The sequence below is a fragment of the Dehalococcoidia bacterium genome (genome assembly GCA_025054935.1).
Taxonomy (GTDB): domain Bacteria; phylum Chloroflexota; class Dehalococcoidia; order SpSt-223; family SpSt-223; genus JANWZD01.
In genome coordinates, this window is record JANWZD010000012.1 from 21,829 (window position 1) to 36,100 (window position 14,272).

General features: G+C 65.9%; 15 protein-coding genes, 1 tRNA gene and 1 pseudogene. 13 read left to right on the plus strand and 4 right to left on the minus strand.

Features of this window, described 5'->3' with window-relative positions; genetic code table 11:
- From aroH to NZ773_12515, 3 genes are all read right to left on the minus strand, one after another.
- A complete protein-coding gene (gene aroH / locus NZ773_12505; protein MCS6802746.1) occupies nt 1-372 on the minus strand; it encodes a chorismate mutase in 372 nt (123 codons plus the stop codon).
- A complete protein-coding gene (gene trpA, locus NZ773_12510) occupies nt 369-1,169 on the minus strand; it encodes a tryptophan synthase subunit alpha (GenBank protein ID MCS6802747.1) in 801 nt (266 codons plus the stop codon). Before trpA ends, aroH begins: the two co-directional genes overlap by 4 nt.
- A 62-nt stretch (nt 1,170-1,231) precedes the next feature.
- On the minus strand, nt 1,232-1,951 hold the full coding sequence (locus tag NZ773_12515) for a CPBP family intramembrane metalloprotease (GenBank protein ID MCS6802748.1): 720 nt from the start codon (nt 1,949-1,951) through the stop codon (nt 1,232-1,234).
- A gap of 249 nt (nt 1,952-2,200) precedes the next feature.
- Between NZ773_12515 and NZ773_12520 the strand changes: the two genes are divergently transcribed.
- From NZ773_12520 to NZ773_12580, 13 genes and pseudogenes are all read left to right on the plus strand, one after another.
- Nucleotides 2,201-3,187: a hypothetical protein gene (locus tag NZ773_12520; protein ID MCS6802749.1), complete on the plus strand. Its 987-nt coding sequence runs from the start codon at nt 2,201-2,203 to the stop codon at nt 3,185-3,187.
- A 336-nt stretch (nt 3,188-3,523) separates the two neighbouring features.
- A tRNA-Thr gene (locus NZ773_12525) sits at nt 3,524-3,596 on the plus strand.
- A gap of 84 nt (nt 3,597-3,680) precedes the next feature.
- Nucleotides 3,681-4,880 carry an elongation factor Tu gene (tuf, locus tag NZ773_12530; protein ID MCS6802750.1) on the plus strand — a complete coding sequence of 400 codons (1,200 nt, stop codon included), beginning with the start codon at nt 3,681-3,683 and terminating at the stop codon, nt 4,878-4,880.
- Nucleotides 4,881-4,944: 64 nt separating this feature from the next.
- On the plus strand, nt 4,945-5,115 hold the full coding sequence (gene rpmG, locus NZ773_12535) for a 50S ribosomal protein L33 (protein MCS6802751.1): 171 nt from the start codon (nt 4,945-4,947) through the stop codon (nt 5,113-5,115).
- Nucleotides 5,116-5,155: 40 nt separating this feature from the next.
- Nucleotides 5,156-5,461: a preprotein translocase subunit SecE gene (gene secE, locus NZ773_12540; GenBank protein MCS6802752.1), complete on the plus strand. Its 306-nt coding sequence runs from the start codon at nt 5,156-5,158 to the stop codon at nt 5,459-5,461.
- Nucleotides 5,462-5,490: 29 nt separating this feature from the next.
- Nucleotides 5,491-6,090: a transcription termination/antitermination protein NusG gene (gene nusG / locus NZ773_12545; protein ID MCS6802753.1), complete on the plus strand. Its 600-nt coding sequence runs from the start codon at nt 5,491-5,493 to the stop codon at nt 6,088-6,090.
- Between the two features lie 175 nt (nt 6,091-6,265).
- On the plus strand, nt 6,266-6,688 hold the full coding sequence (gene rplK / locus NZ773_12550; GenBank protein MCS6802754.1) for a 50S ribosomal protein L11: 423 nt from the start codon (nt 6,266-6,268) through the stop codon (nt 6,686-6,688).
- Between the two features lie 57 nt (nt 6,689-6,745).
- Nucleotides 6,746-7,462, plus strand: coding sequence for a 50S ribosomal protein L1 (gene rplA, locus NZ773_12555; protein MCS6802755.1), 717 nt, complete (start codon nt 6,746-6,748; stop codon nt 7,460-7,462).
- Between the two features lie 183 nt (nt 7,463-7,645).
- Nucleotides 7,646-8,125: pseudogene (gene rplJ, locus NZ773_12560) on the plus strand (50S ribosomal protein L10).
- A 78-nt stretch (nt 8,126-8,203) separates the two neighbouring features.
- On the plus strand, nt 8,204-8,593 hold the full coding sequence (gene rplL / locus NZ773_12565; protein MCS6802756.1) for a 50S ribosomal protein L7/L12: 390 nt from the start codon (nt 8,204-8,206) through the stop codon (nt 8,591-8,593).
- Nucleotides 8,594-9,064: 471 nt separating this feature from the next.
- On the plus strand, nt 9,065-9,535 hold the full coding sequence (locus NZ773_12570; protein MCS6802757.1) for a MarR family transcriptional regulator: 471 nt from the start codon (nt 9,065-9,067) through the stop codon (nt 9,533-9,535).
- Nucleotides 9,528-10,778: an MFS transporter gene (locus NZ773_12575; GenBank protein ID MCS6802758.1), complete on the plus strand. Its 1,251-nt coding sequence runs from the start codon at nt 9,528-9,530 to the stop codon at nt 10,776-10,778. Before NZ773_12570 ends, NZ773_12575 begins: the two co-directional genes overlap by 8 nt.
- The gene (locus NZ773_12580) at nt 10,775-12,022 is read left to right on the plus strand and encodes an MFS transporter (protein ID MCS6802759.1); all 1,248 of its coding nucleotides are present in this window, start codon (nt 10,775-10,777) and stop codon (nt 12,020-12,022) included. Before NZ773_12575 ends, NZ773_12580 begins: the two co-directional genes overlap by 4 nt.
- A gap of 181 nt (nt 12,023-12,203) precedes the next feature.
- On the opposite strand, the gene NZ773_12585 is transcribed toward NZ773_12580, so the two are convergent.
- On the minus strand, nt 12,204-14,243 hold the full coding sequence (locus NZ773_12585) for a M50 family metallopeptidase (GenBank protein MCS6802760.1): 2,040 nt from the start codon (nt 14,241-14,243) through the stop codon (nt 12,204-12,206).
- Nucleotides 14,244-14,272 lie beyond the last annotated feature (29 nt).

The window sequence follows — 14,272 nt, forward strand, 5'->3', positions numbered from 1 at the left end:
TTACTCCTCGATGGGCGGAGTGGAAGTGCGGAGAGTGACGGCGTCGCGGAGGTAGACGTGCTCGATCTCGTCTTGGGCTTTGTCGGTGTTCACGAGGACGAGGACGCGAATGCAGGCGGGCAGGGCGCCCGGCACATTCATCTCATGGCCGCAGAGGAGGGGCACGTGGTGCCAGCCGAGCTGACGCGCTCCGACGGCGGGAAAGTCGGCGTTCAGGTCGGGGGTGGTGGTGAAGAAGACGGCAGCGATCTGGTCGACGGCGATGGCGTTGCGGTCGACGATGGCGCAGAGCAGCTCCCGGGTGGCGGCGAGGATGGCGCGCGAGGAGTTCTCCTCGACGGTGATCGCGCCTCGGATGCCGCGGACCATCATCGGGCCGGTGCCAACGCGCGCAGGTCGCGCAGATAGTCGGCGAGCGCTTGGGCAGCTTCGGCGGTGGTGGGGCGGTCGATCCGGTCGACGACGGCGCTGCCGACGATGGCGAGGTCGGCAAGGCGTCCCACCTGCTCAACGTGCTCGGGGGTGCTGATGCCGAAGCCGACGGCGATTGGGAGGTCGGTGACGGCGCGAACGCGGGCGAGAAACGCCGGCAAGTCAGGGGGGAGGTCGCGCCGGGCGCCGGTGACCCCGGTGACGCTGACGCAGTAGAGGAAGCCTCGGGCGGTGCGGGCGGCGAGGCGGAGGCGCTCCTCGGTGCTGGTGGGGGCGACCATCGCCACGAGCGCGATGCCGACCGCGTCGAGGGCGGCGCGGAGATCGCCCGCTTCTTCGGGCGGCAGGTCGGGCACGATGCAGCCGTCGATGCCGGCGGCGGCGGCGTCGCGCGCGAAGCGTGTCAGCCCGTAGCGGAGAAAGGGGTTGTAATAGCCCATGAAGAGGAGCGGGATGGTCACGCCGGCGCGGCGGACGGCGCGGGCGGCGTCGAGGCAGGCTGCGAGCGTGATGCCGTTCTGAAGGGCGCGGGTCGTTGCGCGCTGGATGGTCGAGCCGTCGGCAAGCGGGTCGCTGAAGGGGATGCCCAGCTCGATTGCGTCGGCGCCGGCGGCGGCAGCAGCGCTGGCGAGGGCGACAGTCGAGTCGGCGTGGGGAAATCCCACCGGGAAGTACGGAATGAGCCCGACCCGTCCGCGCTCGCGCAGGGCGCGGAGCGTCTCCTCCAACGTTGCCATCGCGCTCCCAGTGCTCCGTGTGGCGATGCGCCACTCTTTTTCCATGATAGCGAAAAGCGGGGTCAGAGCGCGGCGAGGGCGCGGGTGGCGGTGTAGACGGCGAGCAGGGCGAGGGCGTTGAAGCTGGCGTGGAGGAGAATGGGAGGCCAGAGCGAACCGGACCAGAGCCGAAGGAGGGCCAAGAGGATGCCCAAGAGGAAGGTGGGGAGCATCACCTGCGGCACGAGATGCGCGACGGCGAAGAGCGCCGAGCTGACGGTGACAGCGCCTGCGGTGCCCAGACGGCCGACGAGGCCGGGGAGGATGAAGCCGCGGAAGAACGTCTCTTCGGCGATGGGGGTGATGACGGCGCCGCTGAGCAGGGCGATCGCGAGGGAGAGGGGGGTGGCGCCGACGAGCACGTCGATGCGTTGGGGGTTTTCTTGGCCGAGGCCGAGCGCCTGCAGCGCCAGCCCATAGGCGAGCTGGATGATCAGGCCGGCGAGCAGCAGGCCGGCTGCGGCGAGCAGGGCGTCGGGGGGAAAGCGGCGAAAGCCGAGCGCGGCGAGGCCGCCGCGTCGCGCCGCGAAGGCGAGGGCGATGCCGAGCAGGCCGAGCTGGGCGGCGGTAATCGCGCCGATCGAGACTGGCCGGGCGAACGGCGCGACGTCGATGACTGGCCGAAGGAGGGCGAGAACGGCGAAGGCGCCGCCGACAATCAGGATGACGAGCGCGATGGCGGCGGCGATAGCGCCGAGAATGTCTCCGATGCCCCACGGAACTGGACTGCGCTCGACGTCCACCCGCTCTGTCCCCTGTGACCGCGGCGGCTTTCGCGCCGTCGGATCAATGGTAGCGCGATTGCGGGACCGAGCGGGAAGCGGCGGGCCGGGCGCGCGCCGTTGTTCGGGGTTGGTGTCCTTGGAACGACATTGGGGGTCGAGAGCTGAGAACTGCGCTCAGACAAAACATGTCCGATTGCGGCACAAGATGTCTCCAGAAATCACAGGTGGCATATCATTTCACGGCAACGGAAGGAGCGGGCGAGGGCAGTGTCACTCAGCGACTGGCTGCGGCAAGTTATAGAAGAGACCGTGCTGCTTCTGTTTCCAGGACGCCCTCTGCCTGCGGGGCTAGTAAAGAGGCATGTCTGGCGGGATCAGAAATATGTTGGAGCGGCTGCAGGACGAGTCGTTCCCTGGGAAGGGTGGAGCGCCAATCTTGCCAATCTCGATGCGAGATATCGCGCAATATTTGCAGATGTGGTCGATAACATCCTTCCAGAAAGCGAACGTTATCGGCTGTTTGGGGATGCTTTTTCGGAGGAGATCCGCGAGCTCAATCGCTTTGTCGTTCTGTTTGTCCTAGATTTTCCTCTGGAAACTGAGCAGGACATCATCCTCGCTGGGTTTACTCCTCGTCGAATGGCTCGTGTTCTGCATGCTTGCAAAATAGTCTCTGTAGAAGAGTTTCTCGACAAGACGACTTTGCACTGGGCAGCTGTGTTAACGCGCCTTGTGATGCTGCAACGTTTTCTCTCCATCCATCGAAAACCTCTTGAGGGGAATGAGCTTCCTTTACAGCATCTCTTATATCAGACCGGCTATCTTCACAAGCTGATCGTCTCATCAGGGCTTGAGCTTTATTCGATTGATCCCCCGCGAAGATCTGGAAGATTTGGGCATGATCTAGAGATATTGGCTAGAAATCCTGTCAAAAGTCCTGAGAAAATAAAGATAGGGGTCGAGGCATACTTAAAATCTCCTGGATATCATCTGGACAGCATCCCTCAATACATTAAGCGATTCTCGCTCGATGCTATCATGGTTGTTGCTCCTGATAATCCGCGTCCCGTTTTGTTTCCGAGATTGTCAAGTCTTGGAATTCCGGTCTATGAGGCGCATCGAGTGGCAGAACTTGGCCGCCCAAATTTTCTCGGCTTCTATCATCTTCCGCTTCATCAAGTGATTGCTGATCTGCGAGGGCTCTCGGAGCGGATAGTAGAAGTCATTCCTGCTCTAAGTTTTCAAAAAGATTGAGTGATGTCTCCGGACGAGGCGGCAGTTCAGTGTCCTCGCGCAATCCTCGCTCCTCCGCGATTAGGGACGTCCACTTCTGCGCGAGTGCCGCCTTTCTGCTGTCACGGGCCTCGCGTTTCTCCAGCCTACGGCGCCGGCGGCCCCCTCGGCGATGCCTCTCGCGTCGATGCTTGGCAGCGTGCAGTACTGATCGATCCGGCGGACAAGGTAGGCGGGCGCCAGTTCCTCTTGGGCGCTGGAGAAATCTCGGCCTTGATCTTTTTCCGCGGCGTGCCATATCATACGGTGGCAGGACCGGCGGAATCCCGCTGGTCGTTTTTGCGATCAGCGCGAGTTGCCCGCGTAGCTCAGTTGGCAGAGCACGTTCTTGGTAAGAACGGGGTCACCGGTTCAAGTCCGGTCGTGGGCTCCGCAGCCGGTTCGCCGTCGAGCGGCACCCATCCCGCCGCTCGAGCGTGGGGTCGATCAGCCACACTTCTCGGAGGAATAACTTTTGGCCCGCAAGAAATTTGAGCGCACAAAACCACACGTCAACGTCGGCACCATCGGCCATATCGACCATGGCAAGACCACGCTGACCGCTGCCATCACCAAAGTCTTGTCACTCAAAGGAGAAGCCGAGTTCCGGCCCTTCGAGTCGATTGACAATGCGCCGGAAGAGCGCGCGCGTGGCATCACCATCGCAATCTCCCATGTCGAATACGAGACCGATAAGCGCCACTATGCCCACGTCGACTGCCCCGGCCACGCCGACTATATCAAGAACATGATCACCGGCGCCGCCCAGATGGATGGCGCGATCCTCGTCGTCGCCGCTCCCGAAGGGCCCATGCCGCAGACGCGCGAGCACATCCTGCTCGCCCGTCAGGTCGACGTGCCCGCTATGGTCGTCTTTCTGAATAAGGTCGACGAAATGGACGACCCAGAGCTGCTGGAGCTGGTCGAACTCGAGCTGCGCGAACTGCTGAGCAAATACGGCTTCCCCGGCGACGAGATTCCCATCATCCGCGGCTCGGCGCGCAATGCCCTCGAAAGCACCTCGACGGACATTAACGCTCCCGAGTACAAGCCGATCCTCGAACTGATGGACGCCGTCGACAATTACATCCCCACGCCTGTCCGCGCTATCGATAAGCCGTTCCTGATGCCGATCGAAGACGTCTTCGGAATCAAAGGGCGCGGCACCGTCGTCACCGGGCGCATCGAACGCGGCGTCGTTCGCGTGGGCGACGAAGTGGAGATTGTCGGGTTCGGCGAGAACCGGCGGACGGTCGTCACCGGCGTCGAGATGTTCCGCAAGACCCTCGACGAAGGGCAAGCGGGCGATAACGTCGGCTGCCTCCTTCGCGGCATCGAGCGCGACGAGGTCGAGCGCGGCCAAGTGCTCTGCAAGCCGGGCAGCATCAAGCCGCACACGAAGTTCAAGGCCCAAGTCTATGTCCTTTCCAAGGAAGAGGGCGGCCGCCACACTCCCTTCTTCAACGGCTACCGCCCGCAGTTCTACATCCGAACAACCGACGTCACCGGCACGATCCATCTGCCCGAAGGCGTCGAGATGACGATGCCCGGCGACAACGTCGAAATGACGATCACCCTCATCACGCCGGTGGCGATCGAAGAAGGCCTGCGCTTCGCTATCCGCGAAGGCGGACGCACCGTCGGCGCCGGCTCGGTGACGCAGATCCTCGAATAACGGCACGCACCGGTGGCCCGCTCCCCGCAGGGCGGGCCACGGGTCTGCCGCCTGAAGGGGCGCTATGGCGAAGAAGAAAGGCGAGGCACGGGTGCTGATCACCCTCGCCTGCGTGGAGTGTCGGGAGCGTAATTACCTGACCGAGAAGAACAAGCGCAACGACCCCGATCGGCTAACCTTGCGAAAGTACTGTCCGCGCTGCCGCGGTCATCGCGAGCATCGCGAGACGCGCTAAGCGTCGCCCAGCGCGGGAGGCGTGGCGAGAGGAGTACGCGATGGCACTAAAACAGACGGCCCGTCCCGGTCAGGCCGCGCGGCCAGCGCCGCGTCCGCCGAAACCACCGGTGGCGCGCGGCCACGCCGCTCCCGGTCGTCGCCTCCGCTTCAAAGCGCCAGACTTTCGCTTCGCGCGCGACATCATCGCCGAACTGAAGAAAGTCACGTGGCCCTCGGCGCAGCAAGTGCGCGAGCTGACGATCGTCGTCCTCATCATCTCCTCGGTGGTCGGCGTAATCTTGGGCGGGATCGACTGGGTCTTCTCGAAGTTGGTGGAAGTCCTGCTGCTGCGGCCGATTTTCTAGGTCACCAGCGCCAACTGAGGTAGCTCGCTATGCAGACGCATGACACGCCCACTCCTCCTGCTGACGCCACGCTTCCGCCCCCCGAATCCGAGCAGCCTGCCGCGCCGCGCGGCGAGTGGTACGTCATCCACACCTACTCCGGCTACGAAAACAAAGTCAAACGCAACCTCGAGCACCGCATCGAGTCCATGGATATGCGGGACAAAATCTTCGAGGTGGTCATTCCGACCGAAGACGAGATCGAAGTCAAGGACGGCCAGCGCCGCCAAGTCCAGCGCAAGGTCTATCCTGGCTATGTCCTCGTCAACATGATCATGGATGACGACAGCTGGTATGTCGTTCGGAACACCCCGGGGGTCACCGGCTTCGTCGGCTACGGCAACCGCCCGGTGCCGCTCGAAGATCAGGAAGTGAAGCAGATCCTGCGGCAGATGGCCGCCGAGACCCCGCGGATCAAAATCGGCTTTCAGAAGGGCCAGAGCGTCCGGATCATCGATGGCCCCTTCACCGAATTCGTCGGCACCGTCGACGATATCAACCACGAGAAGGGGAAAGTGCGCGTGCTGGTGTCGTTCTTTGGGCGCGAGACACCAGTCGAGCTCGATTTCTTGCAAGTCGAGAAACTGTAGCGAGGCGTTCGCCCGCCTCTCCCGCCATCGCCCTGCGGTGGCGGAGCAGAGGTCGGCCTCTTCTCAGGAACGCGCGCCCACTGCGCCAGGCGCGGCCGGCCGCACCTCCGGACCTGCGGCGCGTGCCGGGAGTACCGGCCGCACAGCGCGAGGATGACGCTGGGAGTAACAAACTATGGCGAAGAAGGTCAAAGCAGTCGTCAAGCTGCAGATCCCTGCCGGCAAGGCGACCCCGGCGCCGCCCGTCGGACCGGCGTTCGGCCCGCACGGCATCAACATTATGGCGTTCGTGAAGGAATATAACGAGCGCACTGCCTCCCAAGCCGGCATGATCATCCCAGTGGAAGTGACGATCTACGAGGATCGATCGTTCACGTTCATCACCAAGAGCCCGCCCGCCAGCGATCTGCTCAAAAAAGCCGCCGGCATCGAGAAAGGCAGCAAAGCGCCAAATCGCGAGAAAGTCGGCCGCGTCTCGAAGGAGAAGATCCGCGAGATCGCAGAGATAAAGATGAAAGACCTCAATGCCACCTCGATCGAGGCGGCGATGAAGATCATCGAGGGCTCGGCCCGCAGCATGGGGATCGTCGTCGAATAGAGAAGGCTCAGAGGGGGAGTGCGCTCTCGGCACGCCCGTACCCCGGAGGAAATGACAATGCGAAAGCGTGGCAAGCACTATCTGGCAGCGCTCGAAAAGATCGACCCGGCAAAACGGTATGACCCGAGAGAAGCGATCGCGCTCGCCAAGGCGATCCGCTTCGCGAAATTCGATGAAACTGTCGAGCTGCACCTTCGGATGGGGCTCGACCCCCGGCATGCCGATCAGCAGGTGCGCGGTGTTGCGCTCTTGCCCCACGGCCTCGGCAAGCGCGTGCGGGTGCTCGTGTTTACTGGCGACCCCGAAGGCATCCGCAATGCCCAAGAAGCGGGCGCCGATTACGTCGGAAGCGACGACCTGATCCGCCGCATCGAAGAAGGATGGCTCGACTTCGACGCCACGATCGCGACGCCGGAGGTAATGGGCAAAGTGAGCCGGCTCGGCCGCATCCTCGGCCGCCGCGGCCTGATGCCGAACCCTCGCTCCGGCACCGTCGTCCAGCCGGCGGACGTTGGCCGCGCAATCCGCGACGCGCGCAAAGGCCGCGTCGAGTTTCGGCTCGACCGCACCGCGAACATCCATGTGCCGATCGGCAAAGTCTCTTTCGACGACGCAGCATTAGTCGACAATTTGGCGACAATCATCGATGCGATCGTCAAGGCGAAGCCGAGCGGCGCCAAAGGCCAGTACGTCAAGAGCGCAACGCTCACGACGACAATGGGCCCGGGCATTCCGCTCGACCTCAGCTCGACGCTCGCCTTGAAGGCCGCGTAGCATCCGCGCCTCGCCGGAACTGCGGGAAGAGGCGCCACAATCGAACAGCCGAAGACGCAGGCGCGCGCTGCGCTTAATCTCCTGCCGAGGCGCTCGCGACTGGTCCGACGGACCGGCGTGCTCGCGTGGCCTCTGCAGGTGCGGAGGCCACAGCGCTTAATGGGGCAGAGAGAAGGGAGGACCATGCCGACCAAAAAGAAGGTCGAAACCGTTCGCGAGCTGACCGACCTCCTCAGCCGCAGCTCAATCACGGTGCTGACCGACTATCGTGGCCTGTCGGTGGCCGAGCTGAACGCCGTCCGCGCGCGGTTCCGCGACGCGGGAGCGGAGTATCACGTGGTCAAAAATACGCTCGTCCGGCGAGCAGCACATGCGACGGGCTGCGAGGCGGTCGAGCAGTTTCTCGTCGGCCCGACCGCGATCGCCTTCGGCTTCGACGATCCCGTCGCGCTCGCCAAGGCGGTCCAAGACTATCTCCGAGCGACACGGACGGTGCTCACCGTCAAAGGCGCTGTCCTCGACGGCCGGGCGGTCTCCCCGGAGCAGCTCGCCGAAATCGCCGCGCTGCCGCCCAAGATTGAGCTGTTCGCCCGCGTGCTCGGCGCCATTCAAGGGCCTGCCGCGGCGCTGATCGGCGCTGTCCAAGGCGCCCTCGTGCAGTTGCTGCTCACTCTCCAAGGGCGGGTGAAGCAGCTGGAAGATCAAGGAGCAACCCCGGCAAGCGCCGGGCTGGAGGGAACGATGGCGACCAAGATCGACACCCTGATCGAGCAGATCAAGAGCATGACCGTGCTGGAAGCGGCGGAGCTCGCCAAGCGGCTCCAAGAGGAGCTTGGCATCACCGCCGTCGCTGCCGCTCCGGTGGCCGCTGCTGCCGGCGCGCCCGCCGCCGCCGAAGCCGCTGCTCCTGCCGAAGAGAAGACCGAATTCGATGTCATCCTCACGGGATTCGGCGATAAGAAGCTGGAAGTGATCAAAGTGATCCGGGAGATCACCGCCCTGGGGCTGAAGGAAGCGAAGGACTTCGTCGAATCGGCGCCCAAGCCAGTGAAGGAAGGGATTTCCAAGCAAGAAGCCGAAGCTCTCAAGGCGAAGCTCGAGGCCGCCGGCGCGACCGTCCAAATCAAATAACCTTCCCCGTCGACCTGCTCGGGCCAGAACGCTCGAGCAGGTCAGGCCTTCCCCTCGCCGCCTGCCGCTCGACGGCGCGCGGGTTCCTGCTGCTGCCCACGCGCCCTCCTCACCGACCCGGTCAGCGGCACACGCCCAAGAGCGTGGCACGCCGCCCGGCCTGCCATCGGCGCGCCGGTGAGGTTCGCGTTCCTTGCCTGGGCAGTGCGGTCACGGCGCTGCCCGCCAACGCCTCTCTTGCGGCTGCTCCGTGCGTCACGCTGTCGCCGGAATGGACGCGTGATCCTGCTCCAACGCCACCGCTGCGTTCATGGAAGACGGACGGCGCGGACCTGAGCAGCGCCGCTCCACGCCGCCTGCTGCTCCCTCAGAGAAGACTGGCTGCTCCATGCCAGCTGGCGGAGACGCGCGCGGGCGCATGCTGCGGACAGCTATGCTAAACTACAGTTGCCGAAGCATTAGGAAATCGAAATGGATACCAGCGAGCAGGTGAGTGATCTCCTCCTCCTTCTCCCAGAGCTGGTGCGCCGGCTTCGCCCCCGCCCTCCGCGCGACAGCCATCCTCCTTCTCTCTCGCTCGCTCAGATCAAGGCGCTGACCCATCTTGCTCAGCACGGTGAAGAGAAGATGTCGGAACTGGCGCGCGGGCTCGATATCTCGCTGCCGGCCGCGACCGACCTCGTTGACCGGCTCGCGGCGGGCGGTCACGTCGAGCGCGTCCGCGACGAGCGCGACCGTCGGATTGTTCTCGTGCGCCTCTCTCCCCAAGCGCGCGCGCGCATCGAGCCGATCCTCCGCCTGCGCCGCCGCGCCGTCGAGCAGACTCTCGCCGCTCTCGACGACCACGAGCGTGCTGCCTTCATCAAGGGACTGCATCTCCTCGCTCAGAACCTCGCCGCGGAGCTGGGCGAGGCGACGCCGGAGCGCCGCGGCGATGCCTAATGTCCTCGCTGAGCGCGCTGAGCGCGCCGGCCGAGTGCTGCACACCGCCTCTCCTTTCCGCGTCTTGCGCCACCGCAACTTCCGCCTCCTTTGGATCGGCACGCTCGTCTCCAACTCGGGCGACTGGATGGACCAGATTGCGCTCAACTGGCTCGTGCTGACGATGACCGGCTCGCCGGTTTACCTTGGCGTGCTCAACCTCTGCCGGAGCGGGCCGATCCTGCTCTTCACCTTGTTCGGCGGCGCGGCGGCCGATCGCTTCGAGCGCCGCCGGCTGATGATGATCACGCAGTCGGGCGCGATGCTGACCGCCATCGGCCTTGGCGTCGTTGCGCTCGGCCACGGCTCGGTCGGGCTGGTGCTGGCGCTCGCCGCTCTGCGCGGCGTGTTGATGTCGGTCAACCTGCCAGCACGCCAAGCCCTCATCTCAGAGCTTGTCCCGCGCGAGGAGCTCACTGCCGCGATCAGCCTCAACTCCGCTACCCTCAACATCAGCCGCGTCCTCGGCCCTTCTCTGGGCGGCGTTCTGATCGCGACCATCGGCATCGCCGGCGCGTTCTTTCTCAATGCGGCCACCTTCATCGCCGTTCTCTACGGTCTCTACGAGATGCGCGGCCTCGCTCGCCCCGCGCAGCGCGAGGAGCCCGTCCTCCGCAGTGTGCTCGAGGGGCTGGCGTTCATTCGGCAGGACCGCATTCTCCGCTCGCTGCTCGTTGTCGCGCTCGCGCCGCTGGCGCTGGGCATGTCGTATCAGCCGATGCTCGCCGTCTTCGCCAAGGAGGTGCTGGACGTCGGCTCGGTTGGGCTCGGCGTGATGATGTCGGCTGCCGGCCTCGGCGCGGTCGTCGGCGCGCTCGGCGTCGGCACCATTGCCGGCGGGATCCGGCGCGGCCGGCTGATGTTCGCCGGCATGGCGCTGTTCGGCGTCGCGCTGGTCGTCTTCGCCTTGTCGAGCGCGCTCTGGCTCTCGGCGCTGGCGCTGCTGGCGGTCGGGATTGGCAGCGCCGTCTATCAGGCGCTGAACAACACCCTCATTCAGGTTCACGCGCCCGACGCCCTGCGCGGCCGGGTCATGAGCATGCTCTTTCTCACTCGCGGCCTTGTGCCGCTTGGGGCGATGCTGGCAGGCGTTGGCGCCGCGACGATCGGTGCGCCGACGACGATGGCGCTCTTCGGTGCCCTCATTGTCGTTCTGACGGCGGTCGCCCTCCTTGCGGGAACCCCGGTGCGAGAGCTGCCGTGACGATCCGTGCCGCGCCAGCCTCGGCGAGCACACCCCGTCGCACCGGCTTTTCCGCCCTGCGGCACCGCAACTATCGCCTCCTCTGGAGCGGCATGCTCGCGACCAGCACCACGATGTGGATGGAGCAGCTCGCCTACGGCTGGCTGGTGCTCGAGTTGACTAACTCGCCGTTTCTCCTCGGCTTCGTCAGCTTCTGCCGCACGGTTCCTACTATCCTGTTCTCCATCTGGGGCGGCGTTCTCGCTGACCGCCTCGACCGTAAGCGGCTGCTCCTGCTCTGTCAAACGCTGACCTGGGCGACCATCACGGCGCTGGCGCTGCTGACGACCCTGCGCCTCGTTGAGGTGTGGCACGTCTTCCTCGCGGCTTTCCTCGCCGGCACCGCCCAGTCGTTCAACCTCCCCACCCGCCAGTCGATCATCAACGACGCGGTCGGGAAGGAGGACCTGCCCAACGCCATCGCTCTCAATTCCCTCTCATTCAACGTCTCCAAGGTGATTGGGCCGAGCATCGCCGGCATCATCGTCGGCGCAGCAGGCACGGCTGCCGTCTTCTGGACGGAGAGCGCGATTATGCTGTTCGCCCTCGTCACGACCCTGTTCCTTGCTCTTCCGCCGCGTCCCTTCGAGCCGTCCGATCAGTCGCCGCTGCGCGACCTCGCCGACGGCTTCCGCTATGTCCGTCACGACGCCCTCATTCTCGGGCTGCTGCTCGCCGCTGCCGCGCCGGTCCTGCTCGCCTGGCCGTATCAGATGCTGCTGCCAGTGCTTGCTCGCGATGCGATCGGAACCGGACCAGAGGGGCTCGGCATCCTGATGTCGGCCTCGGGCATCGGCGCCATTGTCACCATCTCGCTGATGGTGTTCCTCGGCCAGCGCGGACAGCGGCAGCGCGTTCAGTTCGTGGCGATGGTCGCCTTCGGCGTCTTTCTGATGCTCTTTTCGCAGTCCACCCACCTCTGGCTGAGCGTGATTATTATCGCGTTCATCACCGGCAGCAGCATCCTCTACAACATCCTGAATCAGACAGCGCTCCAGACCTCCGTGCCCGACCGCATCCGCGGCCGCGTGATGGGGATCTATATGCTGGTGATGGGACTGAACCCGCTTGGCGCCCTGCTCTTCGGAGCGCTCGCCGATGCGGTCGGTGTCCAGCCGACGGTGCTGCTGATGGGGGCGCTCACCGTTCTTGCCGCTGTGCTGCTGTTCTGGTGGCACCCCGCGCTTCGGCGAGCAGAAGCGTAGCGGGAACGATCACCGGGCTGGCTGGTTCGACCGTGACCCCAACGCAATCTCCGGCCCGCGCGCACGCTGGGGCGACGGCGATGAGCGAAGGCAGTCGGCCGGCTGTCAACCAGGCGAAGCTGGGCGCTCCCGGAAAACGGGTCGCCGCAACGCGGAAAGACACATTGGTCGAAGCAGCGGATTAGGCTGCCGTGCGCGCCAGTAGCTCTCTAGCGCGGGAGCGCACGCTCGGCGCCGGGTCGTGCTCGGCGAGCGCGCCGACGGCGGCGAGGAAGGGGGCGCGTGCCGCGGCTGGCCAGCGTTCGAGCACCGCGAGCGCCTTGGTGCGCGTTGTGACAGGTCCCGCAAGCGCCAAGGTGAGAAGCGGACCGCCCGCGGCCGGGAAGCGCGCCGCGATGTCGAGCGCCACAGTCAGCGCGTGGGCGATCTCCCATGGCGTCGTCTCGCCGGCCGGCTGGAGTCGGCCAGCAGCAGCGGCGACAAAGCGCGCGGCATCGTCCTCGGCGATCTGGTCGCCGAGCGCTCTCAGGAGCCCGGCGAGCTCATCCGGCTCGGCGAGAGCAAGCCAGCGGAAACATTCCTCGACGGTCGGCCGGCCGATCGCCCGCGCCGCTGTCAGCGCGTCTCGCCGCGCTGCGGGGGTTGCCGCCTCAGCGATCGCGCGCTCAGCGACTGCCGCCCAGCCCGGGTCACTCAGGCGCGACTGGACCGTCGCCAGCAGGGCGGGCCGCTGCCCCTCGTCGACAATGCCCGGCTCAGCGAGCGCGGCGCGGAACAGTTCGAGCCGCAGCAGCTGGGTCAGGTCGCGCCGTTCCGCGGTGAGGGCAAGGTAGCGTTCGAGGGTCACCGCGGCATCCTCGTACTGGGCGAGCGTACCATCCGGTCCGCCGACGACAGCATCATGCGCGAGCGCGGCGAGGAGCGCGCCGGCGCCGTCAACGATGGTCGGGTCGGGCGCGGTCGCGAGGATCTCCGCCAGCCGCGCCGCGCGGGCGATCGTAAGCGCGCTGTAGCCCTCATAGCCGGGCGCGAGACCGCTCGTCACCAGCAGCCGGCGCATCGCCGGGGTCGGCGCGCTGGCCAGCAGTTCGACGAGTTCAACCTTGGCGAGCCCCTCCAGCTGAGGCAGGAGACGGCGGCCTGCTTCGTCGAGGCTGCCCAGCGCGGTCGCGAGGCCGCTTACGGCGATCCGGGTGAACGCCGGGTCGCGAGCAAACCGCTCGAAGATCGGCACGTCCGCCGGCTGTCCAAAGAGCGTCAGCAGCGCGAGCGCGTACTTCGCCGTCCCGATATGCTCGGTCGCGACGAGCAGCGCGCGCGCCTGGTCGTAGAGCGTCTCGGCGTTCTTGCCTCGGCTCTCCGCCAGCACCGCCTCGAGCGCTTGCCGAATGGCGACGCCGCGCTCGTCGGCGGCGAAGGCGGCGTCGGCACGAAGACGAGCGGCGTCGGAGCGGTCGGTGACGAGCGCGCGGGCGGCCGAGAGGATCTGGGGCACCTCAGCGGGCGGCGCGTCCGGATCAGGCTCGGGGACGGGACGGCCGGCCAGCACCGCCGCATAGACCGAGGCCGGGTTGGCCGGCGGCGGCGGCGCGCTCGGGGCGCTCCCGCCGGTGATGCGGGCATAGCGACGCCGGACCGCCGGCCAGCGCGAGCCGGCGATGAGCAGAACGAGCGAGACGCCATGGACGACGCCGGCGGCGAGGGCAAGACCGGGCGTCGCCGGGCTGTAGAGAACGGCAAAGTCGCTGCCGGCGAGTTCGCCGAGATTGGCCAGCGTTAGGAGCGGGTAGAAGACGAGGATCTGCAGCAGCTGCAGCATGCCGAACACGAGGATGAGCTGATTGATCGCCGGGCGGATGGGCCAGCGCAGCCCGACCGCGATCGCTCCCCAGCCGAGCGTCAACGTAACGAGCGGGCCCGCCGCCGCGATCAGCCACTGCTCGCTCGGCGTCACGCGCCCGGCGTAGGCCGTGTAGCCCCAGTAGAGGAAGAAGCCGATGCCGCGCAGCTGCGCTCCCGTCAGAAGGACCGCAGCGGCATGGCCGAGCTCGTGCAGATAGACCGCCGGCGGCGTCAGGAGCAGGAACGCCGTCAGGCTAGCGAGGCTGCGCGCCCCCGGCGTCGGCTCCTCAGCCAGCAGCCCCCGCCAGCCGCGGGCAAGCTGGATCAGCGTGTAGAGCGCCGCGCCGGCATAGAGGAGCGAAAGGAGACCGAAATCCACAGCCAAAGTCTACGCGGTTTCGCTGCCGG

Excerpts from the sequence above, each read along its gene's own strand:
- rplA (MCS6802755.1), top strand. The coding sequence starts at position 6,746 with ATGCGAAAGCGTGGCAAGCACTATCTGGCAGCGCTCGAAAAGATCGAC.
- NZ773_12570 (MCS6802757.1), top strand. The coding sequence starts at position 9,065 with ATGGATACCAGCGAGCAGGTGAGTGATCTCCTCCTCCTTCTCCCAGAG.
- rpmG (MCS6802751.1), top strand. The coding sequence starts at position 4,945 with ATGGCGAAGAAGAAAGGCGAGGCACGGGTGCTGATCACCCTCGCCTGC.
- secE (MCS6802752.1), top strand. The coding sequence starts at position 5,156 with ATGGCACTAAAACAGACGGCCCGTCCCGGTCAGGCCGCGCGGCCAGCG.
- NZ773_12575 (MCS6802758.1), top strand. The coding sequence starts at position 9,528 with ATGCCTAATGTCCTCGCTGAGCGCGCTGAGCGCGCCGGCCGAGTGCTG.
- trpA (MCS6802747.1), bottom strand. The coding sequence starts at position 1,169 with ATGGCAACGTTGGAGGAGACGCTCCGCGCCCTGCGCGAGCGCGGACGG.
- rplK (MCS6802754.1), top strand. The coding sequence starts at position 6,266 with ATGGCGAAGAAGGTCAAAGCAGTCGTCAAGCTGCAGATCCCTGCCGGC.
- nusG (MCS6802753.1), top strand. The coding sequence starts at position 5,491 with ATGCAGACGCATGACACGCCCACTCCTCCTGCTGACGCCACGCTTCCG.
- aroH (MCS6802746.1), bottom strand. The coding sequence starts at position 372 with ATGATGGTCCGCGGCATCCGAGGCGCGATCACCGTCGAGGAGAACTCC.
- rplL (MCS6802756.1), top strand. The coding sequence starts at position 8,204 with ATGGCGACCAAGATCGACACCCTGATCGAGCAGATCAAGAGCATGACC.